Raw genomic sequence first — 22,669 nt, forward strand, 5'->3', positions numbered from 1 at the left:
TCGATTCGTCCTGACCCCTATCAACGGCCCTTTTCGCTGAACCCGTTGAAACATACTGGCCTGATGAACCTATAAAAGCGACCACTGACCTGCACCCAGCCAGGGTGCGGTGGACGTGGCGGCGTATTTCTCGGGGCAAGCGAGCCCGGACGTCCCCGGCAAGGTCAAGGACAGGCCAACCCGTGGATGCGCGTTACGAGTCCAACTGCTTGAAGCAGGCCTCGAGGATATCCAGGCCTTCCTCCAGCACCGCCGGCTCGATGGTCAGCGGGGCCAGCAAACGGATGATGTGCCGCGCCTTGCCGCTGGGCATCAGCAGCAACCCGGCGTCCCGCGCCAGGCTCAATAATTGAGCCAGCTGTTTTGGCGCTGGGGTGCCATCGGCGTTGGCCAGCTCGATACCGCGCATGGCGCCGACGCCGGTGAGCCGGCCGAGGTAGGGTGTCAGGCCCTGTGCGCGCCAGGTTTCATAACGGCGGACGATGGCCTCTTCCTGTTGTGAACCCCAGGTTTTCAGGTGCTCATCGGTCATTGCATCCAGCGTGGCCAAGGCCGCCGCACAGGCGATGGGGTTGCCGGAATAGGTTCCGCCCAGGCCGCCTTTGGGCAGGTTGTCCATCAGCGCCTTGCGTCCGACGACTGCGCCCAGCGGCACACCGCCTGCGATGCTTTTACCCAACAGGATCAAGTCCGGTTCGATACCCAGGCGCGAGAACGCGAAACGCTGGCCGGTACGACCAAAACCCGACTGGATTTCATCGGCAATCAGCAGGATGTCGTGCGCATCGCAGAAGCGCCGCAGGGCCTGGGCGAACGCGATGTCCAGCGCAAGGAAACCCCCTTCGCCCTGCACCGGCTCGATGATGAAACACGCTACGTCGTTGACGTCGATTTCCACGCTGAACAAACGGTCCATGGCCTTCAGCGCTTCGGCGCAGGTCACGCCGTTGTCGGCGCTGGGGTAGGGTAGGTGATACACCGGGCCCGGCAGTACACCGACCTTTTGTTTGTAGGGCGCCACCTTGCCGTTGAGGTTGAGCGTGGCCAGGGTCCGGCCATGGAAGGCGCCGTCAAAGGCGATCACCGCCGTACGGCCGGTGGCGCCGCGCACAATCTTCAGCGCGTTTTCCGCCGCTTCCGCGCCGCTGTTGGTGAGCATGCCGCTGACCGCGTAGTCCACCGGGATGAACGCCGTCAGGCGATCCATCAGCTCGAGGTAGGGCGTGTGAGGCGCGGCGTTGAACGCGTAATGGGTCAGCCGGGTCGCCTGTTCACGAATTGCCTCGACCACGCCAGGGTGACAATGGCCGAGGTTGAGCACGCCGATACCGCCGACAAAATCGATATAGCGTTTGCCCGAAGTGTCCCAGACCTCGGCGTTTTTACCGTGGCTGAGGCTGATGGGGTGAACGATGGAAATCGACTGGCTGATGGTTTCGCGGCTCATGAATCGGGGACTCGGCAGTGACGGGTTTGTTTTTATCTAAGCCGGGTGCCCGCCCTTGTCGCAAACGAAATAAAATCGCCGGGTCATTATTAAAAGTCGGGATGTGCTTGGGTGTATTCCACCATCCAGTTCAGGAAAGCGTTCACCTTGGGAATCTCACCGGCATGTTCGGCATGCGCGATAAAGTGCGCGCCGCTGCTGGGCATCGCGTAGTCCCACGGAATCATCAGGCTGCCCTGGGCCAGTTCTTCGGCCACCAGGTACTGCGGCACCAACGCCACGCCATAACCCGATTGCGCCGCGCGAATGCACATGTAGAACGTGTCAAAACGCGGCCCGTGGTAGCTGTTCTGCGAATGCAGGCCCTGTTCCAGGAACCATTCGTGCCAGGCCTCCGGGCGCGAGGTGCATTGCAGCAAGGTGTGGCGCGACGAAGCATCGCTGCCCTCGGGGACAAACCCCGGTGCACACACCGGCACCACCGCCTCACGGAACAGCTCGATGCAAGTCGCCCCCGGCCATGAGCCCTGGCCGAAGAAAAACGCGATATCGGCCTTGGCCTGCAACACGTCAAAAGGCTCCAGCTCGTTGCGCACATCCAAGTGAATGTTCGGATGTTTCGCCGCAAAATCCTTGAGCTTGGGCACCAGCCAACGGTCGCCGAAGGTCGGTTGGGTGGCGATGCGCAGCACTTCGGTTTCGCCGCCGTAGGTGAGGATATAGCGGCTGGAGATGTCCACCTGGGTCAGGATCTTGTGCACTTCGGCGAGGTACAGCGACCCCGCCGGCGACAGGTACAAGCGCTGGCGCACCCGTTCGAACAAGTTGTGGCAGAGCATCTCCTCCAACTGCGCCACCTGCTTGCTCACGGCACTCTGGGTCAGGTGCAGCTCTTCGGCGGCGCGGGTGAAGCTTAAATGGCGGGCGGCGGCTTCGAAGCACTGCAGGGCCGTCATCGAAGGGGTCAAGCGTTTTGAAATCATGCAGTTCATTCCAAATCGGAAGGAGCCTTTGCCTAAAGGTCGTTTGTGGCAGTGGTATAAGCCGTTGATACTGCCCGGCAGCACTATAAACCGGCGCGGGCTGTGGGGCGCCGAATAATAAGGAATGACAGGGAGAGCCTTGCATGAACCCATTCAAAACGACGTTGGCCGCGATCGGCGCCACCGCGGCCCTTGGCCTGGCGAGCACCGCTCAGGCAGGCGTGACCTTGGACGCCATCCAGAAAAAAGGCTTCATCCAATGCGGCGTCAGTGACGGGCTGCCGGGCTTCGGCGTACCGGACAGCAATGGCAAGATGACTGGCATCGATGTGGACGTGTGCCACGCGGTGGCGGCGGCGGTCTTCGGCGATGCATCGAAAGTGAAGTTTACCCAGTTGACCGCCAAGGAGCGCTTCACCGCGCTGCAGTCCGGTGAGATCGACGTGATCTCACGCAACACCACGTGGACCAGCTCCCGTGACTCGGGCATGGGCCTGGTGTTTACCGGTGTGACTTACTACGACGGCATCGGCTTTCTGGTGAACAACAAGTTGGGCGTCACCGGTGCCAAGCAATTGGACGGCGCGACCGTGTGCATCCAGGCGGGTACCACCACCGAACTCAATGTCTCCGATTACTTCCGTACCAATGGCATGAAGTACACGCCGATCACCTTCGACACGGCCGACGAAAGCGCCAAGGGCCTGGAGGCCGGGCGGTGTGACGTGCTGACCACCGACCAGTCGGGCCTGTACGCCCAGCGCATCAAGATGGCCCATCCGGACGAGTTCGTGGTGCTGCCGGAAGTGATCTCCAAGGAGCCGTTGGGGCCGCTGGTGCGTAAAGGCGATGACGAGTGGTTCAGCATCGTCAAGTGGACCCTGTTCGCCATGCTCAATGCCGAGGAAATGGGCATCACCTCGCAGAACGTCGAAGAGCAGGCCAAGACCACCAAGAACCCTGACATTGCACGCTTGCTGGGTGCCGACGGCGAATACGGTAAAGACCTGAAACTGCGCAAGGACTGGGTGGTGCAGATCGTCAAGCAAGTGGGCAACTATGGCGAAGTGTTCGAGCGCAATATCGGCCAGGGCAGCGTGCTGAAGATCAAGCGCGGGCTCAATGCGCTGTGGAACAACGGCGGCATCCAGTACGCGCCGCCGGTTCGATAGCCTTGCGGGGTGTTACACCGACACCCCGTCCTTTCCCGCAGCCTTTGCGCGATACAGCGCCTGGTCGGCGCGCATCATCAGGGCGGCGGGGGCTTCATGCGTTTTTCGCTGGGCCACGCCCAGGCTCAGGGTGACCTTGACGTCATCACTCGGGAGGTTCTTCAACGTTTGCCGAATGCGCTCTGCCAATGCCGTTGCAACCTCCAGCGAGGTCTTTGGCAGGACCAGCACAAACTCATCGCCACCCCAGCGGGCCAGCAGGTCATCGGGGCGAATAGCATGTTCCAGGCATTCCACCACCCGTACCAGCGTCTGGTCGCCCACGCCATGACCGTAACGGTCATTGATCGGCTTGAAATCATCGATATCCATCGCAATCATTGAAAGCGGCAGGCGAAAGCGCTGGGCACGGTCACATTCTTCCAGCAGCACTTTTTCCAGGCGATAGCGATTGGCGACGAGGGTCAGTGCATCCCGCTCGGCCATTGAGCGGTTCTCGTCCAACTGAAGTTGCAACTGCTGATTGACCCGCGACAGCTCGTGCGTGCGTTCTGCCACCAGCGCTTCGAGGGATTGATTGCGTCGTTCCAACTGTTCGACGGAACATTTTCTGAGATGAATATCGCGGTGGGCGCCCACCATGCGCGCCACGGAGCCGTCAGCATTACGGGCAATCACGTAGCCCCGGTCTTCGATCCACAGGTAGCTGCCATCTTTTTTGCGGCAACGGTACTCGGCTTGATAGTGGGGCGCCCGACGGTGAATGTAGTCGTCAAACAGCTTCATCACCTGAGGATAGTCCTCCGGGTGAATCACGTTTTCCCAGGTGAACACGCTGTTCTCCAGCGCATGGCGGGGATAGCCGAGCATTTCGTACCACCCTGGGTTGCGGTAGACGAACCCGGTATTGGCGTTCCAATCCCAGATTCCATCGCTGACCAACTCCAGAACGGTGTGCAGCATGTCGGCGTTGAAGTGAGAGAAATCTTGCCTCAACGGAGTGTTGTCGGAGGTATCGTCCATCTGCGCATTCCTTGCGTGGGCAGCCGTCAAGGCCTGCCATTGTTGACGCCGATACTCCGTGGCTGGCGCTACTGTACAACGGGGCTTGGATGCTTTGAATAGGGCAGATGTACGGCTAAAGGTTGATGGCTTTTGGCTATTGCTGCATTTTTGTAGAACGTGTTTCCCGATATCCAAGGGTCACGCAGTGTTTCAGTTTATCGAGGGCCTTGCGTCTGAATCAGGTACAAGCCGAACTTCTACCCGTTGGCCCAGTGCCCGTGCTGCACTTGCCAGAGTGGCCAAGGTCATGCCTGCATCGTTCTGATCGAGTGCGCGATCTACGGCGGTGCGGCTGGTATGCATACGTTCAGCCAGCGCTTTTTTGCTGATTTTCTGCGCCTTCATCGCTTCAGCCAACTGCCAGGCGATAACACGTTTCAACGCTCCGGCGGATACTTCCTCAATGAGCCCGTCGTCGTTGAGAAAATCGTCGAAGTTGGAACCGATATGTTTGTTCATGTGGTTTTCCTCATAGCTTGTTTTTACGACGCCGCGCGGTATCCAGCTCTACCACAGGCGTTTTCTGGCTCTTTTTAATGAAGCCGTGCAGCAGCACGATCTCACCGTCAACCAGCGTAAAAATCACCCGTGCGATATGCCTCCCAAGATCGGTTCTGACCTCCCAAAGCCGGTGCTCCAGCTTTCGAACCAGAGGCATTCCCTGCGGCCATCCGATCTGGACGGATTTGATGTCGATACCTATGAGTTTTCTGGCTTCCCTAGGTAGCTCCATTAACCATTCGCGTACCGGCTCGTTACCCGCATCGGTTCGATAGAAAACAACGTTCAGCACGAAATGTAGGTCGTTCACTGGAGAGTGTACCAAAAAAGGTTCATTTGACCATCGGCGATTGATAAGGCTTATCGCGAGGAGAGGTCAGAGCCTGGCACTTTTTTTGAATGAAGACGGGGTTGAATTTTTTCAAATAAATTCAACTAAAACAGATGCTTGTGAAATTTCCACAAGCTTGGCGTGAACATGCTTTCATATCTGTGGGAAGGGTTACTTCGGCGCCACCATCCTCGTCGGCGCCTTGCCATCCGCGTTGTGCTGGTAAATCGCTTCAGGCTGGCCTTGTTGGTTGAAAAACACCTGGCCAATCCCCGCCGAATTCCATAATCGTTCGCCCGCTTCGGCATGTTCCGGAATATGCGGCACCACCTGCATGGTGCGTCGGCGGGTGAACCAGTTGAGGGGCGAGCGCGGCGAGTAGAGCCAGCGGTTGAGGCGGTCGAACCATTCCAGCAGGCGTGGAGGGAATTCGTTCTTGATGCCACTGCTGGTGATCTGCCAGATCCGGGGACCGGCGTTGCGATGGCGGATCAGCACTTCGTAGACGAACGAGTAATGCACGTCACCTGACAGGATCACGTAGTTACCCGGCGTTCGCGAGTGGCGGAATATATTGAGGATCACCTGGGCTGCGCCGCGATGGGCCATCCAGTTTTCTGCGTCCACCAGCAAGGGGTGGCCGCACCAGCTGAAGATTTTCTGCACCGTCTCGATCAACTTGACGCCAAAGATCGGCGCGGGCGAGACGATGATGGCCGAAGGGTGGTCGAGCAGTTCCTGTTGCAGTTCGCTCAAGGCTTCCCAGTCGAGCAGGCCGGAAGGTTGCTTGAAGGTGAACTCGCTGCGCCAGCGGCGGGTGCGGGTGTCGAGCACCACCAGCGCAGGGGTGGTGGGCAGTACGTAGTGCCAGTGCTGGAACGTGAGCAGCGCTTCGAGCAATTCATTTTGCGCGGCGGCATCCAGGTGGTTGGCCTGGGGCTGGTGGGTGAGCGCCTGGCTTTGCTTTATCAGCCCGTCAAACACATCCGGCTGGTTGCCCCAGCCCTGGCACAGCAGATAGGCCAGCAGGGCGTTGCCGATGATGCGTTTGGAGAACGGGTGACCGTAGGCGGTTTCTTCCCACTGTGCGCTGAGGTTCCAGTCGTCGGTGATGTCGTGATCGTCAAAGATCATCAAGGTGGACAGGTGGGCGAAGACCCGCGCAACGCCCGGCAGGCCGTCGCGGAATGTATCGACCTGCACCTGTTCGCGGGCATAGCGCTGCTGTTCTTCTGTGTTCAGTTGCGGCGTCTGCGGTGCGATCAGCGTCCAAGGCGTGGGCGACCACACCAGCAAGTACATCGCGATGACTTCAGCGAAGGTCACCAGGTGATTGTCGGCGGTGCTGCTGGTGAAGATCGGTTTTTTCACGCCACCAAAAAACCGCTCGCGCAGAGTTTCGTTGCTGTCCAGTGCGGGCAGCAAGTCGGCGCGATGGTAATAACTGGCGCGATGCCCATAGAGGCTGGCGCTGTCATCCACCACGGCGCCCTCCAGGTATTCGTCGAAGAGGCCCAAGCGTGTGATCAACGCATGTATCGCCCGTAGCATCGGGCCGGCGACATCGTCGGCGTAGACTTGGTCGCCACTCATCATCAGCAGGGCGGGGCGGTCGGCCGGGGTACGGGCGTCGGCCAGCAGGCGGTCGACGCACAGCAGGCCTTCGTCGGCGCTGTGATGGGGTTTGCGGCAGGAGCCGTGCACCAACTGATGGATACGGCTGTGCAAAACGAAACTGGGCAGTTGGGCGTCGGCGTACAGCAGGTGCGGTGCCCAGTCGGCGATGCCGGTGTTGTCGAACAACAGGTCGTAGCTGATGACCACGTCGAGGGGCAGGGCATCGCTCAACGGCACATCGATCAGGTGGATAAAGGCATGGCGCCCCACGGGGATGACCTGGCACTGGTCGAGGTTTATCTCCACCGTCTGCGCGGGCAGGTGCAGCTTCAGCGTCAACGCCAGTGTTCGACTTCCCACCAGCCACATAACCAGGCGCCGGGGTTCAAGGCGTCGCAGCAGTGGGCCGGCCAGTACGGCGGGCAGTGTATCGGTGTGCGGCATGCAGTTATGGATTCCAGACTGGATAGAACCAGCAAGATTAATCCAGTGAATGTCATGGTTTTGTTAAGGGCGAGTACGAAGGGCCGTGCACTGCCCTTCGCATCAGGCGGTTTAAAGGATGTTGCCCTGACCCAGGCTGTCTAGCCCGCCGCCGTTCTTGCGGGGCCGGTCGTTGGCTGCTGTGTGGGGGGCGTCGGCAGCGTACGGTTGCGTGTGCATTGCATCAGCGCTGCGCTTCTTGCGCTGGGGCTCTGCATCATCCTGCTGCAGGGGAGGGTATTGAATATTGCCCAGTGGGTGGTTGATAGCGCTAAGCATGGATGTTTCCTTCTATTGAGCAGAGGGTTACTTCGCCTGTCGGAGCGAAGTGAGGCCAAACTTATAGAGGCCAAAGCGGGTCGGCTATAAACACGCTGCTGCAAGATATGACTGCCCTGCGGGGTTCGAATCAGAAGTCATCCGCGCGGCCCTTCGCGCAGCCGTCCAGCCCGGGAGAGGTCGCGCCTTCTTTACCCTCCTGCACAAAGGCCAGCCGATTTTCCGCCACCACATTGCGTAACGCGCTGTAGTAATCCGGTAGCTTTTGCAGGCTGTCGGATTACGGGCACACCGAGCGTGAGCGAGGTGCCGAGTGTTGGGGCAAGAGCGTTTTGCTTACTTTTGCGCTCTTCAAAAGTGAGCCGCTGTAAAAGCGGAACCCATAGTGGCCGTTACCTAAATAACAGATATGTACCCGGTCCGATCCAACATCCAGGTCAGCTGTCAGGCCGCCACGGGAGCAAGCTCCCTCGCCACAGGTCCAGCGCCGTACCCAGCGTGGTGTAGATACCTATGCCCATCGCGGGCAACCCCGGCTCCCACGCAAACCTTACATTCTTACCGCGTCAGGTATACGAGTCTTCGATGACCCTCGGCACCGTAAACCGAAACTCACTCCCCCGACCCACTTCACTCTCGGCAACGATCTTGCCGCCATGGGCCTGGACGATACCTTGCGTGATGTACAGCCCCAGCCCACTACCGGTCGGGTTGTTTTCCGTCTGGGTCCAGTAGCGATCAAACACATGCGGCAGTTGTTCCGGCGCAATCCCTTCGCCGGAATCGCGTACCGAGAAGACAATTTCTTCGCCATTGCTCATGGCGCTGATGCCGATATTGCCCTGACGCGGCGTGAACTTGATGGCGTTGCCGATCAGGTTCGACAGCACCTGGAACAGGCGCTCGGGGTCGCCATTGATCTGCAGCCCAGGCTCGGCGTTGAACGACAGGTCGATGCCTTTCTCCATCGCCAGCGGTGCGAGCAACGAGTAGGCCTCTTCGAACATCTGGCTCACGTCCAGCGCTACCGGCTTGACCACATAGCGTCCGGCCTCGATTTTCGAGGTGTCGAGCAAGTCTTCCAGCAGCACGTTCATGCGCGCGGCGGCCTGTTGCATGGTGTCGATGGCCGAGGAAATCCGCCGCGAAGTATGTGGGCCATCGGAACTGAAGGCTTTTTGCATCATGCCGCAGAGCATGGAAATCACGGTCATCGGGTTGCGCAAGTCATGGGACACCACCGCCACCAGCTCATCACGCGCACGCACGGCTTGTTGCTCACGTTGCACCTGGCGCGCCAGGTCGTTTTCCAGCGCGGAGCGGCGCAGGTCGTTGGCCGCAAACAGGTCGCCATGGCTCCACTTGGTGGAGATGCCGGCCATTTCTACCTTCCAGATTTCAAACGAGGTGCGTGGGCGAAGGCGCAGGCCGGCGTCGGAATTTTCCAGGTCCAGCGGCTTTGTCGGGTCACCGCTCCAGTTGATGTTCTCTTTCACTTCCGGGCGGAACCACAGCACGCCGTTATCCACGGGCTTGGGCAAGCTCATGGCCAATACACCACTGGCTATCTGTTGGAACTCCACCGCCGGCGGGTAGACCGACGCCAGGTTATGGCTGGAAAACACCGGCTCGCCGCTCTCCTGCAGCCACCTGTGCAACGCGCGGATCTGCGCCGGTTCCGGGCAGTTGCCGTAGCGGTGCAGTTGCTTGTCTTCGATGATCGCCACGCCACCGGACAGCGTCAGGTCCATCAGCAACTGACCTTGCTGTGCCAGGCCGTCGAATACATTCACTTCCGACGCCTTCATCGCCCGATCCAGCAGGGCCAAAGCCTCGACTTTCTCCTCGCGCTGGCGGCTCAGGTCCAGGGCTTCCATCGCGCTGATCTGCAACGACAGTACCTGGCCGATGGTCTGGCAGGCGGTGCGCAGGTCGTTAGGCACCAACAGTGGCTGGCGGTTGCCGCAGCTGATCAGGCCCCAGAGTCTGTCGCCCTTCATCAGCGAGATACTCATGGACGACAACACGCCCATGTTCTGCATGTACTGGCAGTGAATCGGCGACACACTGCGCAGGGTGGCAAAACTCAAGTCCAGCGGCTGGCCGGTGTCCGGGCGCAGCTTGGGTAGCAGGGGTACTGGCTCGTAGGCCGCATTCGGGATGATGCGCAGCCAGTTGGTGCGATACAGCTCGCGGGCTTGCTCCGGGATGTCGGACGCAGGGAAGAAGAGTCCGTTGAACAGCTCCATGGACGGCGCGGACGCCTCGGCGATCACCTGGCCGTGGCCTTCCTCTTCGAAGCGATAGATCAGCACACGGTCGTAGCCGGTCATGGCCTGGATTTCATTCACGCTGATTTCGTACAGCGCTTGCAGGGTTTTTGCCGACTGCAGGCGTTGCAGCATCTTGCCCAGGTCGCTGGTGCGACCGTTGAGCGCCCGTGGGCGGAAATCCTTGAGCAGGGGTTCGAACTCGAGCACCAGCACGTTTTGATGGCGATGCAGCAGGCCTTCGAACTCCGCGCCGTTAAAACTGACGTGCAGCGGCGGGGCGTCGAAAAACGTGTTGTTTTCGGCCATGGCGGCGACGGCCTTGGCGTGTTCGGTGCCCACCAGGGTGTGCAGCGGCTGGTTCAGCAGCGCTTCGGGCGCATGCCCGAACAAGGTGCCGATGTTGGCGCTGACCTGAATGACCTTCAGGTCCGGCTCCGACAACGTCAGCAACACGCCGTGGGGCTGGATCGCCCCTGGAAAGCGGATGGGCTCGTCGGCACAGTTGGCAAGCAGCTCTTCAAAATCGTCGGGTTTCATAGCAGTACCTCCTGGCTGTCGAGCCATTGCTCAAAGCAGCTGAATGTCGAACGGGCGGCGTCCACAGCGTGCTGTCTGGCGAGAGCGTCCAGCGGCAGGCGGCCCAGGTAATCAAGGAATTCTTTCCAGCGACGGCCGGTCTCGGCGCCGTATACGTTGAGGAACGCGCCGCCGTTGTCGCCGCTCACGTCCAGGCGCTCGGCCATTTCCCGGCGCAGTACCTGGCCACCCAAGGTCGCGCCTTCCAGCACGTACAGGGCACCCAGGCAGGCGGCGGGAGTATCCAGGGGCGGCAGGTTGGCGCAGCGGGGCAGGGTGTTGATAGCGCGGTCATTCAGGCCAAGGGCGTGAAGGTCGTTCACCAGCGTAGGCGTTTTCACCCGCATCACCGGGTCCAAGCCTTCGGGGATCAACTCACCGTCGTACAGTACCGCTTCCATCGGCGCATAAAAGCCGTAGTACGCCTGGAGTAAGCGCTGATACCAGCCGGCGTCCAAACGCTCGGAAAAAAACGGCAAGCGCTTTTCCAGCGCCACGTGCAGCAGGGCCGTACCGGTGCGCAGCGCTTCCAGCGTTGAGGGCGCACCGACATCAGGGGCCTGTGAATGCATTCAATGAGCTCGAACTGTGGGCCTCTCGGCCATGAATGACGCATGGAAATGGGCGACAATTCTACACAACTCGTCGTCGGCAACTGAGCGCACAAGGCGAAAAGGCTGACCGACGGATCAGAAAAGTCGCTCCTTGCATCAATAATGACCTCCGAGCCTGCAACGAAGTTCGGTAAGCGTGATATCGCGAAGCTATCAATGCATGGACATGCCTTGCTGTGTCAATGCTGTTTGCACACACTCAATCAAGTGCTCAGTGCTCCACGGCTTGGGCAGAAACCGCACCGACCCCCCCAGCTGCGACGCAATTTTCGTGTTACCGGAGGTCAGCAGCACCGGCACCGACGGCCAGCGGTGTGCAACCACGCGGCTCAAATCGTAGCCATTGAGTAAACCAGGCATCTGGATATCGCTGACAATCAGGTCGACCGGATCATCGGCCCGCTCCAGGTAAATCATTCCCTCATCCGCCGAAGGAAAAGACGTGACGACTGCACCGAAATCTTCCAGCACATCCACCATTAACGCGCGAATGATTTCGTCGTCTTCCAGTACCAAAATCGATGGCTGAGCCATGATCCTTACTCCTCCATCATGGGTTCAGTAAGGTGGAGTGGAATGGGTTGGAATAGGTTCGATTGGATGTCTGTGGGGCGATGGGTGGTCGTTTTAGAGCGGTTTAGAGAGTGTTTCCTCGAACGGCGCAGCGCAGCGGATACAGGCATAATCGCTCACTCCTTGCCCGATGCGGAGCCATCATGAAGTACGCGTTACTCTCCCTCGTCCTGTTACTCAATACCCACTCGGCGTTTGCGGCGGGCGATGCCGAGGCGGGCGGCAAGCTTTTCGCCAAGACCTGCGGCGGTTGCCACAGTATCGGCGAAGGCGCGCGCGGCGGCTTTGGCCCGGAACTCAACGGCATCATCGGACGCCCTGCGGGGACGACCGCTGACTATCAGTACTCCGATGCGATGAAGAACTCCGGTGTGGTCTGGACCCGCGACAAACTCGCGGCCTACATCGAGGCCCCGAAGAAAGTGGTGAGTGGCACGCGGATGATTTTCTGGGGTATCAGTGACCAGGAGAAGATCGAGAACATCCTGGCGTACCTCGAAACGTTCCAAGACAAATAATCACTCCCGCACATTCCTGAACAGCATCAACCGCGCGCTCTCATGCAGGCCTCGGGTCAGCCCCTGCAAACGCTTAAACTCATCGGGATGCAGTGCGGCCACGTCGTCACGCGGGGTGGGCGATGCCAGGTCGTGCAGGGTCGGTGAGCTGCCGTCATGCTGCATCTGCAACAGGAAGTGGCGGGTCACGCCGCCGATCACCGGGAAGGTCCCCTCGCGCAACACCAGCGGCACCATGCGTTCACCTTCTGGTGCCGGTTGCTGGATATCGCGCCCCATCGTGCCGTGACTAAACGGCACACCCGCCAAGCCGGCCACGGTGGGCAGCAAGTCCGCCAGGCCGACGGCTTCTTCGATCACCCGGGGTTGCAGGCCGGGCGCGTGGATCAGCAACGGCACGTTATTACTCTCCAGCCCCAGTTGTTCGAAAGCCGGCGCCATGTGCGGAATTTGGCTGATGCGGGTGTTGTGGTCGCCGAAGAACACAAAGATGCTGTTGTCGTAGTAACCGCCCGCCTTGGTGATTTCCATCAGCCGGCCGATGTTGTAGTCCAGCAGGCGCACGGCGTTGTATTGCTCGACACTGCGTGAACCGGCGGCTTGGGCCTGCTCCAGCGTCACGTCGCGGACCTGGAAGCCATCGTTGTGCTTGGGAATGGTGAACGGACGGTGATTGCCGGAGGTTTGCAGGTAGGCAAAGAAGGGTTGGTCCTTCGGGACCGCGCGCAGTAGTTCGTCACCTTCCTTGAACAGATCCAGGTCGGAAATGCCCCACACGTCTACCCGTGGCGAGCGCCAATGGCTTTCTTCAAACAGCTGCACGCCGTCGATGCTCTGGCGGATCAAGGCATTGATATTGGCCCAGCCGGCGTTGCCACCGATCATGTAGAACTTCTGGTAACCCTCGAACGCGTTGATCAGCGTGTGTTGCCGAGTGATCAGCGGGTTGCGGGTGGCAGTCTCCTGGCGGGTGACGTCGGGCACGCCGGTGATGCTCGCCCATACGGTCTTGGCGGTGCCGGTGACAGGCACGTAGAAGTGTTTGAAGAACCAGCTTTGCGTGGCCAGTTTGTCCAGGTTCGGTGTGGGGTTGAGTGGGTTGCCGTAGGCGCCGACAGCGCTGGTGCCGAGGGATTCGAGCATCACGAAGATCACGTTGGGCGCTCGCTCGCCGGCCAGTCGATAGGGCTGCACGCCTTGTTCGCGGATGAAGTTCAGTTGCTGGGCATCGGGGCGGTCGACGCCCAGGTAGTGGGCGACCTGTGGGTAATGCTCGCGCACCTGGGCCTCATCGAATTGCGATTGGCCGACCTTGAGCGTGTCGTACAGAAACAGCACCGGGTTCAACCCCACGGCGGCCACCTGCGGGTTGCCGGAAAAGAACGCGTCGCTCCAGCGCAGCGGCACCGGGTTCTCCAGGTTGAGATGGGCGACACGGCCGAGCAGGGCCAGCAGTACGCCGATCACGCCGATGACGGAAACAGCCACCAATGACAGTTTGCCGCGGGTGCTGGGCGCGCGGTCCAGGGTCAACCGCTCAAGGCAGACCAGCGCCCACACCCACAAGGCCACCGCCGCCAGCCAGCACGCGGTTATCCACAGCACCGGGTAGGTTTCCCACACCATCTGTTGTGAAATCTGCGCGTCTTGCAGGTAACGCAGCACGGTCGCGTTGATGCGCACGCCGAGGTAGGCGTAGTGGCCGAAGTCGACGATGTACACCAGGCCGACCACGGCCAGCGCCACCACCAGATAGGCGCGGGCCAGCCAGCGCAGGGCCGGGAGGGTGGTCAGGTTCCAGTGGGGAATCCAGGCCAGCAGCGCCAGCGGTAGCAGGAGCAGCACCGCCAGGCGCAGGTCGAAACGCAGGCCGATGCCCAGGGTTTCCAGCAGTGCCGGGGTACTCAAATCAAGGCCGGAAAACCCCAGCACAAACACCAGCCGCAATGCGGCCAGCAAGGCAAACACCAACCCGATCGCGCCCACGCCGTAGCGCAGGCGGCGTGATTGCAACGCACTCATCATTTTTCCCATTCTCTAAAACAACACAAATCCAATGTGGGAGAGGGGGGCTCCCGATGGCGGTGGTTCAGTGCCGGAGGTGCTGGCTGACACGCCGCCATCGGGAGCAAGCCCCCTCCCACAGTTTGAATTGCATCAGTCCAGCGACGATGCAGTAGCCCGCCAACAGCGGATCGACCAGATAATCCCAATAGTTTTCCGACGCCTTGAGCCGCAGCGCGAAGGCCAGCGTGCCGATCGCCAGCATCCACACCGCCAGGGCATTGCGCAGCCACAGCATCAGCAGTGCGGCCGCGCCCACCAGCACAATCATCGGCCGGGGGTTGAAGCCCCAGCGGTACGGATCGAAGTAGGTCAGGCCCAACGTGGCCGGGTACAGGGCCAGGCTCAACAGCCCAAACACCATCAGCGTCTGCACGTGGTGCCGTCGATTGAGCGGCTGCACCACGCCCAGTCGACTGAGTGCAACCCAGGCCAGCAACACCAACGTGCTGATCGCCAGGTCATCGGTAAAACTGCGCACATACGCCGCCAGCGGCAATTCATTGACCGGGATAAAACTGACCGCCGCCAATAGCGGCAGCAACCACGGCCGCCACGGCGCGGTGAATCGAAACAGGCTCAGGAACACAAAACCCAACAGCACAAAACTCAAATGCGCCTGCCACAGATAAACCATCACAGCCGCTCCGCCAGCCAGGCTTCGTTGAAGCTGACATGTTTGATAAAGGTGTTATTCCACGAGTAGACCAAGTGGTACATGCCGTCCGGGCTGCGGCTGAAATACGGGTACTCGTATTCGAAATCGCAACCACGGGGTTTGCACACGCGGTAGTCGAGGTTGCTGAGGAAGCGCTGCTCCAACGGCAGACGCCGGGCGCCGCTGGAAGCACGGAAACCTTCGCCGATGATTTCTTTATAGGCCTCGGGTGAGAATGGCTGGCCGAGCGGGTCGGGAGACTCATCCAACTGCACCACCGTGCGCCATTGGCTGAGCTGGGCGTCGGTGCCGTAGAGACTGAGTTTGAAGCGGCCGTCCTGCAGATCGTTGAGGGCCACCAGCAAGCCGTCGTCCTGCGTGGCCACTGCCGCCAGCGATGAATTGGGGTTGGCCGGCTCCAACGGATACGGCTCGCTCCAGGTTTGCCCGGCGTCTTCGGTGCGGCTGGCGAGCACGCGGTGATGGGTGTCACCGGCATAGCGCAACATCGCTACGGCGCGCTGGCCATCCAGCGGCACGATGGTCGGCTGCAGGGAATTCTTGCCGCGGCTGATACGGAATTTATCGATCACCGCCCCATCGGCGCTCAGGTACAGGTATTCGGCAAACTTGCCCATGAACTCGTGGTACACCGGCAGGCCGATGGAACCGTCGGCATGGAACACCGGCGCGGCGCGCACCAGGGTGCTGATATTGAAGAACGGCGAAGTCACCAGTTGCCTTGGCGCCGACCAACTGGCGCCGAGGTCGTCCGACACCATCAGGTTGATCGCACTGGCGGCCCAGCCGCCGACTGACACCGACACGTAAAACATCCACAGGCGTTTATCCGGGCCCAGGGCGATCACCGGGTTGCCCAACTTGCGGATGTAGCGCTGGGTGCCGTCGCGGGTGCTTTCGCGCGTGGCCAGCACCTGTTCGGCGCCCCATTCGCCGCTGCGTGCATCAAAGCGTGCGGTGCGCACCTGCACATCGGCCGCGCCTTCGCGGGAGCCGGCGAACCACACCGCCATCAAGTCGCCGCCGGGCAGGGCGGTGACGGACGACGAGTGCACAAAGTCGGTGAGCTGGGTGGACACGAACCGGCTGCTGTACTGCGCCGGCGCCGCGACTTTTGCGGTGTTCGGGCTGGCCTGGGCAAACGGCGCCAATACATGGGGCGGATGGCTCTGCCAGGCGGCGAAAAACACCGCCAGCAGGCTGCAAATCAATAAGGCGGAGCGCATAGGGGACCTGTGGATAAAGGATTACTGCGCAGGTTCATCCGGCAGGCGCTTCCTGCGACCGGTGAGCATGGATAACGGCAGGTTGTCCCGCACCTGGATACTTTCGAACACCGCCGCCAGCACATGCACGCAGACCAGGCCGAGCAGCACGTTGGCAGCGGTTTCGTGGATTTGCAGCGGCCAATCGGCTCCCCACAAGGCGTCGACTTCCTGCATCAGGAAACCGCTGATGCCGATGCTCAGCAGCGCCAGCAACATCAACAGCATCACCAGCGCGCCAATCGGCGAATGGCCCAGGCGATGCTGGGGCCGACCGTTGAGCAGCGAGCGCATGTGGGCCGTCAGGCGCTTTGGCGTCGGCCAGAAGTCCGCCCAACGCGCACTGCGCGGTCCGACAAATCCCCACACCCACCGCACCAGCAGCCAGGCCATGGCGTAGTAGCCCAGCCAGACATGCCAGTCATCGCCTGCTTCGTTAAAGAAGTAATTGGCGACAAAGACCCCGGCGATCGACAGATGAAACAGTCTCACCAGCGGGTCCCACAGGCGCAGGGATTCGCCTGGCATCAGCCCTTGATCTCAGTCTTCACGGCTTTGCCGGTGACGGGATCGTGATAGATCTCGACCTTGCGCTTGTCCTTGTCGAAGCCGTAGATCTCGTAGCAGTTGCCGTCGGTGACTTTGAACTTGCTGATTGTGTAGCCTTCAGTCTTGAGCTTCTCCTGGAAGGCTTTTTCGTCTTGCCATTGCGAACGCTCGGCGGTGGTGCACTGCGGGCCGGCGACGGCCAGGGGACTGGCGAGAATCAGGGACAGCAGGAGAATTTTGCGCATGGAAAAGCTCTCAGCAGAGGTGGGAGGTTTCACAGTGCAAAACCAACCTTAGCGCAACCTTAGTTGGCAACGCGCCGTAACATCTTTGCCGAAATAACCCATGCCAGAACCCGGCATGATGCCGCCGATTCCTACAGAGATTCTGCTATGCGCCTACTCCTTGTCGAAGATGATCGTGCCCTCGGCCAAGGCATTCGCGTGGCATTGGGCGCCGAAGGCTACACCCTCGATTGGTTGCAGGATGGCGTTGCGGCCCTGCATGCCTTGCGCACGGAAAACTTCGACCTGTTGCTGCTCGACCTCGGCCTGCCGCGCCTCGACGGCCTCGACCTGTTGCAGCAACTGCGCGCCGAGCAACATGACGTGCCGGTGCTGATCCTCACCGCCCGCGACGGTACCGCCGAGCGCATCGCCGGCTTGGACGCGGGGGCCGACGACTACCTGGTCAAACCCTTCGACGTCGAAGAACTCAAAGCCCGCGTGCGCGCCCTGTTGCGCCGCAGCCAGGGCCGCGCACAACCGATGTTGGAACACGCCGGCATCAGCCTCGACCCGGCCACCCAGCAAGTGCGCTACCAGGATGCTGACATCATCGTCACCCCGATGGAGTACCAACTGCTGCACCAACTGATGGTGCGCCCCGGCAAAGTCGTGACCCGCGAGCGGTTGTCCCGCGCGTTGTATGGCTGGCAGGATCGGGTCGAGAGCAATACCTTGGAAGTGCTGATCCACAACCTGCGCAAAAAGTTATCCACCGAGCTGATCCGCACCGTGCGCGGTGTCGGCTATGTACTGGCGCTCAAACCATGACCTCGGTTCGTGCACGTATCCTCATCCCTGTCTTGCTGCTGATATTGGCGGGTGACGCCCTGATCAGCTGGCTGGTGCTGCGCGACAGCCACCATGAAATCGAAGAAGTCTACGACGCCCAACTCGCCCAGAGCGCGCGCCTGCTGCAAGGCGTGCTGCGCCAACGGGATCCAGGGGAAGCGGATTGGGAGCGGTTGTACCAGGCGTTCGACCAGGCCATGAGTCGCGTGGGTAAAGATGGCGTGGCCCATCCCTATGAAACCCGCCTGACCTTCCAGGTGTGGAACCGCGCGGGTGAGTTGCTCGTGCGCTCCGCCGAAGCGCCCGTGCTGGCGGCACCGCCGACGACCCTCGGTTCCCACGACCTGATGGACAACGGCAATGACTGGTGCGCTTTCCTCCTTGCCGATCCGCAACAGGGATTGCTGATCTGGGTGGGCGAGCGCGATGACATTCGCCAGGACGTGATCCAGCGCATCATGCGCCACACCCTCTGGCCGACGCTGATCGGCGTGCCGCTGCTGACGCTGTTGATCTGGTGGGTAATCGGCTGGGGCTTCAAACCTTTGCGCGCCATGGCCCTGTCCATCCGTGGGCGAACTGCCGAGACCTTGCAACCCTTGCACCTCAAGCCTTTGCCCAGCGATCTTGAACCCATGCAAACCGCGCTTAACCGGCTGTTGGTGCAAGTGGATGAGCTGCTGGAGCGCGAACGCCGCTTCATCGCCGATGCCGCCCACGAACTGCGTACACCGTTGGCGATCCTGCGGATTCACGCCCAGAACGCGCAGAGTGCCATCACTGAGGAGCAGCGACGTGAGGCGTTGGACTTTTTGGTCAACGGCGTCGACCGTGCCACCCGCATCGGCAGCCAACTGCTGACCATGGCCCGCATCGAGCCGCAATTGAACAACCGCGTGTGTGAACGTGTGCAATTGACCGAACTGGTGCGCGAAGAACTTGCCGAGTTGACCCCCTTGGCCATGGAAAAAGGTGTGGAGCTGGTGCTTGAAGGGGAGGAGCAATGTTGGGTGAAAACCGAACCGGCGGCGTTGGCGATTGCATTGCAGAACCTGGTGACCAATGCCCTTAACTTTTCCCCGGCAGGCAGTGAAGTGAAGGTGGTGATTGGTGCTCATTGCCTGAGCGTGGAAGACCAGGGGCCCGGGATTGATGAGGCGCAAATGGAGCGTCTGTTCGAGCGGTTCTACAGCCGGGGCAATGCCAATGGCGCGGGCTTGGGGTTGGCCATTGTGCAAATGATCGTGGGCAAGATCGGCTGCCGGTTGGCGCTGCATAACCGCAAGCAGGGTGGGTTGTGCGCGCGGTTGGTGTTTGACCGCGTTTGAAACGGCCGCACCGCTAATCCCCTCCTAAAACGGAACAATCCGTTTAAATTCGGGTCCAGTCATCACACTCTTCTCCGATAAGGACATCCCCGTGAAGCGAATCGTGCTGCTCTCCCTCGCCCTGGCCCTGGGCGCCTGTCAATCCAACCAACGTGACTCATCGCCCAGCCTGCTCAAGGACGGCATTCAGTTTCGCCAGAAAACCGTGGCTGTGGATGCGGAACACGCCAAGGTCATCATGAAGTCCAGTGGCGGCACTCCTGCCGTCGACTTCTCGATCAGCCGCGAAGGCGACCCCGACCCACGCATGGAAGCCCTCGGCACGGTGATGGACACCGGCGAAGGCAAGGTCTTCAACTGGATCGCCAAGCTCAACCAAACCGTTGCCAGCGCCACGTTCAAGCGTTTTCCACAACTGGAAATCCAGGCCGACCCCGGCAAGAAACTCACGGTATCGGGTTACGCGAACGACACCCGCACGGGTTACTACTACACCTGCGGGCCGGCGATGAATACGTTCCGCCCGGAGAGGGCAAAAGTGTACCTGGTGGAATTCCAATTCAAGGGTTCGGGGTGTGAGCAGCATGTGTATGACGTGACGGACCCGGCGAATCGGGTACCGGTGGCGGAGGCGGGCAGTGGGGTTAAGTCGGGTTGAGGGTTAGCCATTGTGGGGTAGACCCTGTGGGCATACCACACCGTTGAAGGTGTGGGTGCAGCAGTTGCAGCAGGGTTTCATCTGCTCGGGCGTCAGCTGTGGGTTGACCTTTTGCAGCAGGCCGCCTTCGTCGACATACAAGCCGCTGTAGTAGCTGTTTTCATCCGTTCTCACGTAATCCTGCTTGTCGCTTTCATGTTGCGCGACCATCCAGAATACCGGATCCGGACGATCCAGGCGGGCGTTGGCTTCGCTGAACACCTGATCCCATGGGTGGCCGACTTTGGACAGGAGAAACCGGAACAGTGGGGTGTAGTCAAAACCATGCCGTTGATGGCTATGCATCGAACCGCGATTTGATTGTTTGTCTTTTTCGCTTTTGGTTTGCCGCTCATACCGGTAGGCGCGACAACTGCCGTGGCGCACGCCATGGGTTCGGGTGTTGACTGGGCGGTAGAGGAGGGGCTTTTGCAGTGCGGGTTTCATTGCATTAGGACGCCTTTTTGGGTTGCTTTGGGGGCGGTGGCCAGGCGCCTTGGTAGTGAAAAGAAATCTGGAAGTCGAACAGATTTGGCTCTATCACCCGTCGGAAATGTGGCTGAAGAATCGCGATCCAACTGGGGAGAACGTCAAATCCTCCAGCGTAGATTTGTGGTTCCTCGTGTAGACCGAGTTCGTTAAGAATGCTGTCGTGTTCCTCAAAGTCTGCTGAGTATTCAGCTGCCTCCAGGGCTTCTGTTTGTTTGTTGAACCACTGTAGCCGTATTTTCATTGCCATAGCGAACGCTCCACTTACTTGTCTATACGTCTCTCATCTTTCGCCGGCCCCCGCTGCTCACCGGTATAAGGGTCAAATGAACCTAGATGTTTCACATCACTGTATCGGTAGACTTCCAGCTCTCCTTGTTCTGAATCCCACTCCAAAGCCATGCCGTTGATGGCTATGCATCGAACCGCGATTTGATTGTTTGTCTTTTTCGCTTTTGGTTTGCCGCTCATACCGGTAGGCGCGACAACTGCCGTGGTGCACGCCATGGGTTCGGGGGTTGACTGAGCGGTAGAGGAGGGGCTTTTGCAGTGCGGGTTTCATTGCATTAGGACGCCTTTTTGGGTTGCTTTGGGGGCGGTGGCCAGGCGCCTTGGTAGCGGAAGGACAGTTGGTAGTCGTGATGGTCGGGTTCGATCATGTGCTGGAAGTACGGCTGAATAATCGTAATCCAGTTAGGCTGAACGTTGAATACGTCGGCGTATATCGCGGTTTCTTCGCCTAAACCCAATGCTTCAAAAACATTGTCTGGATCTGCGATATCGGCTGAGTACTCATCCGCCTTCAAGTCATTACTGTGTTTTTCGTACCATCGCAGTCTGATTTTCATCAGCATTTTCCGAGTTCCTTTTTATCTGTAAATACGACGTTTCGGGTCCGCCGGTCCTCGACGCTCGGCGGTATAAGGATCAAATGCGCCGAGGTGTGCCAAATCGCTGTTTCGATAGACTTCCAGCTCGCCTTTTTTGGAGTCCCACTCAAATATTTTTCTTCCTTTTGCGTCTATCCAACGTTCACGTAAGCCGGCTCCGCCTTTTCTTGGTGTCACAGGCTTTTGGGGAATCAGACCCGGGAAGCCTGTTATGTCTTCGGTTTCGGGTGGAGAAAAGTAATCATGGTCTGGGTTTCTAAGCCCTTTCCTTGGCTGGTTTACCACCACATACAGCGGCCGAACCCCCGACTCAACCGGGAACACCAGAATAAAATCCCGATACTCCGGCGGATAAATCGGGTTCACCAGAATTTGCGCGGCTTTCTCCGTCGGCGGATAAATCCAGATCACCGGCGCCTGCGGCGCAGCCTCCAAGGCTGGAATACCCAGCGTGTCACTGGGATCAACGGCGGGTGTCCAGATCAGCTCCACGCCCTCATCCAAATCCGCCACAAACTGATCGCCACGGCTTTGAAACTGCACCACATCAATCATCTGCCAATCGGCATGGTTGCCCGTGTAAAACCCATACCCCTTGAGCGTGCCGTCCTCGCGTTGCTCGATATGCAACCGCATCTGCGAGCGCGCCCGTTGCATCGAACGCAACTGCTCCTCGCTGTAGAGCGCGCTGTCACCCAGCTCCGACGGCCAAGCCAGCGCCACCAAACCCGTCAACAGGCCACCGGCGACGGCCCCGACGGCAGTGGCCGCCGACTCCCAAACCGCCGAGCGTAATGCCAACTGCCCCAAACCTGCGGGCAATGCGCTGCCGCCGATCTTGCGCAGGGCAACCGCGCCCCTGCTATCCACCTCACGCCCACCCAGCAAGCTTAAATGGCCGTACTCCTTAATCAGCTCCAGCGGTACATACCCGGCCGGGTTGAAGTAATGGGTGATGCCGTCAGGCAGTTGGCAGGGCTTGATGAAAACGCAGCCGGGAGGTTTGGTTAGCGTGGGTGTCGGGGCAGGGGATGGCTCGAAAAAATCAACAGACGGCGAATACGGCACACGCGACGGCTGCGGTGTCAGGATCCGTCGTTTGCGTAAGTCCTCTCCGGTGGGTGGGTACAAGCGCTCTGACATGACGGGCTCACTTCCTTGTGCGAGGGAGTGAGCCTACGAGGGGTAATCAGAATCTGA

25 protein-coding genes and 1 pseudogene are annotated in these 22,669 nt (G+C 60.0%); 5 read left to right on the top strand and 21 right to left on the bottom strand.

Annotated elements, in window-relative coordinates; all coding sequences use genetic code 11:
* Positions 1–193: 193 nt before the first annotated feature.
* Together QCBJ_RS29630 and QCBJ_RS29635 are read right to left on the bottom strand one after the other, a co-directional pair.
* On the bottom strand, positions 194–1,447 hold the full coding sequence (locus tag QCBJ_RS29630) for an aspartate aminotransferase family protein (RefSeq protein WP_064055168.1): 1,254 nt from the start codon (positions 1,445–1,447) through the stop codon (positions 194–196).
* An 89-nt stretch (positions 1,448–1,536) separates the two neighbouring features.
* Positions 1,537–2,430, bottom strand: coding sequence for a LysR substrate-binding domain-containing protein (locus QCBJ_RS29635; RefSeq protein ID WP_043205867.1), 894 nt, complete (start codon positions 2,428–2,430; stop codon positions 1,537–1,539).
* 143 nt (positions 2,431–2,573) lie between these two features.
* On the opposite strand from QCBJ_RS29635, the gene QCBJ_RS29640 reads away from it, so the two are divergent.
* A complete protein-coding gene (locus QCBJ_RS29640; protein ID WP_046035205.1) occupies positions 2,574–3,602 on the top strand; it encodes an amino acid ABC transporter substrate-binding protein in 1,029 nt (342 codons plus the stop codon).
* 12 nt (positions 3,603–3,614) lie between these two features.
* Here QCBJ_RS29640 and QCBJ_RS29645 read toward each other — a convergent pair whose 3' ends face one another.
* The 9 genes and pseudogenes from QCBJ_RS29645 to QCBJ_RS29685 form a co-directional block, all read right to left on the bottom strand.
* On the bottom strand, positions 3,615–4,625 hold the full coding sequence (locus tag QCBJ_RS29645) for a sensor domain-containing diguanylate cyclase (RefSeq protein ID WP_102062162.1): 1,011 nt from the start codon (positions 4,623–4,625) through the stop codon (positions 3,615–3,617).
* 192 nt (positions 4,626–4,817) lie between these two features.
* Positions 4,818–5,126 carry a helix-turn-helix transcriptional regulator gene (locus QCBJ_RS29650; protein WP_015885802.1) on the bottom strand — a complete coding sequence of 103 codons (309 nt, stop codon included), beginning with the start codon at positions 5,124–5,126 and terminating at the stop codon, positions 4,818–4,820.
* Positions 5,127–5,136: 10 nt separating this feature from the next.
* Positions 5,137–5,478: a type II toxin-antitoxin system RelE/ParE family toxin gene (locus QCBJ_RS29655; protein WP_015885801.1), complete on the bottom strand. Its 342-nt coding sequence runs from the start codon at positions 5,476–5,478 to the stop codon at positions 5,137–5,139.
* Positions 5,479–5,670: 192 nt separating this feature from the next.
* Positions 5,671–7,560: an alkaline phosphatase D family protein gene (locus QCBJ_RS29660; RefSeq protein ID WP_102062163.1), complete on the bottom strand. Its 1,890-nt coding sequence runs from the start codon at positions 7,558–7,560 to the stop codon at positions 5,671–5,673.
* Positions 7,561–7,671: 111 nt separating this feature from the next.
* Positions 7,672–7,878, bottom strand: a complete 207-nt coding sequence (locus tag QCBJ_RS29665) for a hypothetical protein (protein ID WP_102062164.1) — start codon at positions 7,876–7,878, stop codon at positions 7,672–7,674.
* Positions 7,879–8,008: 130 nt separating this feature from the next.
* A pseudogene (locus QCBJ_RS30540) lies at positions 8,009–8,158 on the bottom strand (VacJ family lipoprotein); the annotation flags it as partial.
* 286 nt (positions 8,159–8,444) lie between these two features.
* Positions 8,445–10,688, bottom strand: a complete 2,244-nt coding sequence (locus QCBJ_RS29675) for an ATP-binding protein (protein WP_093543341.1) — start codon at positions 10,686–10,688, stop codon at positions 8,445–8,447.
* Positions 10,685–11,299, bottom strand: a complete 615-nt coding sequence (locus QCBJ_RS29680) for a biliverdin-producing heme oxygenase (RefSeq protein WP_102062165.1) — start codon at positions 11,297–11,299, stop codon at positions 10,685–10,687. The genes QCBJ_RS29675 and QCBJ_RS29680 overlap by 4 nt, the downstream gene beginning before the upstream one ends.
* Before the next feature lie 195 nt (positions 11,300–11,494).
* Positions 11,495–11,875 carry a response regulator gene (locus tag QCBJ_RS29685; RefSeq protein ID WP_015885796.1) on the bottom strand — a complete coding sequence of 127 codons (381 nt, stop codon included), beginning with the start codon at positions 11,873–11,875 and terminating at the stop codon, positions 11,495–11,497.
* A gap of 182 nt (positions 11,876–12,057) precedes the next feature.
* Here QCBJ_RS29685 and QCBJ_RS29690 point away from each other — a divergent pair, with 182 nt between their 5' ends.
* Positions 12,058–12,432, top strand: a complete 375-nt coding sequence (locus QCBJ_RS29690) for a cytochrome c family protein (protein ID WP_015885795.1) — start codon at positions 12,058–12,060, stop codon at positions 12,430–12,432.
* Here the strand turns inward: QCBJ_RS29690 and QCBJ_RS29695 are convergent, their stop codons facing one another.
* From QCBJ_RS29695 to QCBJ_RS29715, 5 genes are all read right to left on the bottom strand, one after another.
* Positions 12,433–14,454, bottom strand: coding sequence for an LTA synthase family protein (locus QCBJ_RS29695; RefSeq protein WP_102062194.1), 2,022 nt, complete (start codon positions 14,452–14,454; stop codon positions 12,433–12,435). It lies immediately after the preceding gene.
* 67 nt (positions 14,455–14,521) lie between these two features.
* Positions 14,522–15,133, bottom strand: coding sequence for a hypothetical protein (locus QCBJ_RS29700; protein ID WP_102062166.1), 612 nt, complete (start codon positions 15,131–15,133; stop codon positions 14,522–14,524).
* Complete coding sequence (locus QCBJ_RS29705) at positions 15,133–16,401, bottom strand: exo-alpha-sialidase (RefSeq protein WP_102062167.1); 1,269 nt, start codon at positions 16,399–16,401, stop codon at positions 15,133–15,135. Before QCBJ_RS29705 ends, QCBJ_RS29700 begins: the two co-directional genes overlap by 1 nt.
* A 21-nt stretch (positions 16,402–16,422) precedes the next feature.
* Complete coding sequence (locus QCBJ_RS29710) at positions 16,423–16,968, bottom strand: cytochrome b/b6 domain-containing protein (protein ID WP_015885791.1); 546 nt, start codon at positions 16,966–16,968, stop codon at positions 16,423–16,425.
* Positions 16,968–17,234, bottom strand: a complete 267-nt coding sequence (locus QCBJ_RS29715) for a PepSY domain-containing protein (protein ID WP_102062168.1) — start codon at positions 17,232–17,234, stop codon at positions 16,968–16,970. Before QCBJ_RS29715 ends, QCBJ_RS29710 begins: the two co-directional genes overlap by 1 nt.
* Positions 17,235–17,381: 147 nt before the next feature.
* On the opposite strand from QCBJ_RS29715, the gene QCBJ_RS29720 reads away from it, so the two are divergent.
* From QCBJ_RS29720 to QCBJ_RS29730, 3 genes are all read left to right on the top strand, one after another.
* On the top strand, positions 17,382–18,044 hold the full coding sequence (locus QCBJ_RS29720; RefSeq protein WP_046035211.1) for a response regulator: 663 nt from the start codon (positions 17,382–17,384) through the stop codon (positions 18,042–18,044).
* A complete protein-coding gene (locus QCBJ_RS29725) occupies positions 18,041–19,393 on the top strand; it encodes a sensor histidine kinase (RefSeq protein WP_102062169.1) in 1,353 nt (450 codons plus the stop codon). Before QCBJ_RS29720 ends, QCBJ_RS29725 begins: the two co-directional genes overlap by 4 nt.
* A gap of 91 nt (positions 19,394–19,484) precedes the next feature.
* A complete protein-coding gene (locus QCBJ_RS29730; protein WP_015885787.1) occupies positions 19,485–20,051 on the top strand; it encodes a hypothetical protein in 567 nt (188 codons plus the stop codon).
* Positions 20,052–20,054: 3 nt separating this feature from the next.
* Here the strand turns inward: QCBJ_RS29730 and QCBJ_RS29735 are convergent, their stop codons facing one another.
* Genes QCBJ_RS29735 through QCBJ_RS29755 form a run of 5 tightly spaced genes read right to left on the bottom strand, consistent with a single transcriptional unit; the run spans position 20,055 to position 22,612 of the window.
* Positions 20,055–20,537 carry a hypothetical protein gene (locus QCBJ_RS29735; protein ID WP_102062170.1) on the bottom strand — a complete coding sequence of 161 codons (483 nt, stop codon included), beginning with the start codon at positions 20,535–20,537 and terminating at the stop codon, positions 20,055–20,057.
* A 4-nt stretch (positions 20,538–20,541) separates the two neighbouring features.
* Positions 20,542–20,829: a colicin E3-like toxin immunity protein gene (locus tag QCBJ_RS29740; protein WP_102062171.1), complete on the bottom strand. Its 288-nt coding sequence runs from the start codon at positions 20,827–20,829 to the stop codon at positions 20,542–20,544.
* Between the two features lie 14 nt (positions 20,830–20,843).
* On the bottom strand, positions 20,844–21,086 hold the full coding sequence (locus tag QCBJ_RS30910) for a colicin E3/pyocin S6 family cytotoxin (RefSeq protein ID WP_102062172.1): 243 nt from the start codon (positions 21,084–21,086) through the stop codon (positions 20,844–20,846).
* A 59-nt stretch (positions 21,087–21,145) separates the two neighbouring features.
* Positions 21,146–21,433 carry a colicin E3-like toxin immunity protein gene (locus tag QCBJ_RS29750; RefSeq protein ID WP_093543331.1) on the bottom strand — a complete coding sequence of 96 codons (288 nt, stop codon included), beginning with the start codon at positions 21,431–21,433 and terminating at the stop codon, positions 21,146–21,148.
* A gap of 15 nt (positions 21,434–21,448) precedes the next feature.
* Entirely contained in the window at positions 21,449–22,612 is a 1,164-nt protein-coding gene (locus QCBJ_RS29755) for an S-type pyocin domain-containing protein (protein ID WP_102062173.1), read from the bottom strand.
* Positions 22,613–22,669 lie beyond the last annotated feature (57 nt).

The organism is Pseudomonas sp. QC2, assembly GCF_002859085.1.
Lineage (GTDB): Bacteria > Pseudomonadota > Gammaproteobacteria > Pseudomonadales > Pseudomonadaceae > Aquipseudomonas > Aquipseudomonas petroselini.

What these genes read in the sequence shown, in the direction of transcription:
- QCBJ_RS29630 (WP_064055168.1), bottom strand. Translation starts at nt 1,447, where the DNA reads ATGAGCCGCGAAACCATCAGCCAGTCGATTTCCATCGTTCACCCCATC.
- QCBJ_RS29635 (WP_043205867.1), bottom strand. Translation starts at nt 2,430, where the DNA reads ATGATTTCAAAACGCTTGACCCCTTCGATGACGGCCCTGCAGTGCTTC.
- QCBJ_RS29640 (WP_046035205.1), top strand. Translation starts at nt 2,574, where the DNA reads ATGAACCCATTCAAAACGACGTTGGCCGCGATCGGCGCCACCGCGGCC.
- QCBJ_RS29645 (WP_102062162.1), bottom strand. Translation starts at nt 4,625, where the DNA reads ATGGACGATACCTCCGACAACACTCCGTTGAGGCAAGATTTCTCTCAC.
- QCBJ_RS29650 (WP_015885802.1), bottom strand. Translation starts at nt 5,126, where the DNA reads ATGAACAAACATATCGGTTCCAACTTCGACGATTTTCTCAACGACGAC.
- QCBJ_RS29660 (WP_102062163.1), bottom strand. Translation starts at nt 7,560, where the DNA reads ATGCCGCACACCGATACACTGCCCGCCGTACTGGCCGGCCCACTGCTG.
- QCBJ_RS29665 (WP_102062164.1), bottom strand. Translation starts at nt 7,878, where the DNA reads ATGCTTAGCGCTATCAACCACCCACTGGGCAATATTCAATACCCTCCC.
- QCBJ_RS29675 (WP_093543341.1), bottom strand. Translation starts at nt 10,688, where the DNA reads ATGAAACCCGACGATTTTGAAGAGCTGCTTGCCAACTGTGCCGACGAG.
- QCBJ_RS29680 (WP_102062165.1), bottom strand. Translation starts at nt 11,299, where the DNA reads ATGCATTCACAGGCCCCTGATGTCGGTGCGCCCTCAACGCTGGAAGCG.
- QCBJ_RS29685 (WP_015885796.1), bottom strand. Translation starts at nt 11,875, where the DNA reads ATGGCTCAGCCATCGATTTTGGTACTGGAAGACGACGAAATCATTCGC.
- QCBJ_RS29690 (WP_015885795.1), top strand. Translation starts at nt 12,058, where the DNA reads ATGAAGTACGCGTTACTCTCCCTCGTCCTGTTACTCAATACCCACTCG.
- QCBJ_RS29695 (WP_102062194.1), bottom strand. Translation starts at nt 14,454, where the DNA reads ATGAGTGCGTTGCAATCACGCCGCCTGCGCTACGGCGTGGGCGCGATC.
- QCBJ_RS29700 (WP_102062166.1), bottom strand. Translation starts at nt 15,133, where the DNA reads ATGGTTTATCTGTGGCAGGCGCATTTGAGTTTTGTGCTGTTGGGTTTT.
- QCBJ_RS29705 (WP_102062167.1), bottom strand. Translation starts at nt 16,401, where the DNA reads ATGCGCTCCGCCTTATTGATTTGCAGCCTGCTGGCGGTGTTTTTCGCC.
- QCBJ_RS29710 (WP_015885791.1), bottom strand. Translation starts at nt 16,968, where the DNA reads ATGCCAGGCGAATCCCTGCGCCTGTGGGACCCGCTGGTGAGACTGTTT.
- QCBJ_RS29715 (WP_102062168.1), bottom strand. Translation starts at nt 17,234, where the DNA reads ATGCGCAAAATTCTCCTGCTGTCCCTGATTCTCGCCAGTCCCCTGGCC.
- QCBJ_RS29720 (WP_046035211.1), top strand. Translation starts at nt 17,382, where the DNA reads ATGCGCCTACTCCTTGTCGAAGATGATCGTGCCCTCGGCCAAGGCATT.
- QCBJ_RS29725 (WP_102062169.1), top strand. Translation starts at nt 18,041, where the DNA reads ATGACCTCGGTTCGTGCACGTATCCTCATCCCTGTCTTGCTGCTGATA.
- QCBJ_RS29735 (WP_102062170.1), bottom strand. Translation starts at nt 20,537, where the DNA reads ATGAAACCCGCACTGCAAAAGCCCCTCCTCTACCGCCCAGTCAACACC.
- QCBJ_RS29740 (WP_102062171.1), bottom strand. Translation starts at nt 20,829, where the DNA reads ATGGCAATGAAAATACGGCTACAGTGGTTCAACAAACAAACAGAAGCC.
- QCBJ_RS30910 (WP_102062172.1), bottom strand. Translation starts at nt 21,086, where the DNA reads ATGGCGTGCACCACGGCAGTTGTCGCGCCTACCGGTATGAGCGGCAAA.
- QCBJ_RS29750 (WP_093543331.1), bottom strand. Translation starts at nt 21,433, where the DNA reads ATGCTGATGAAAATCAGACTGCGATGGTACGAAAAACACAGTAATGAC.
- QCBJ_RS29755 (WP_102062173.1), bottom strand. Translation starts at nt 22,612, where the DNA reads ATGTCAGAGCGCTTGTACCCACCCACCGGAGAGGACTTACGCAAACGA.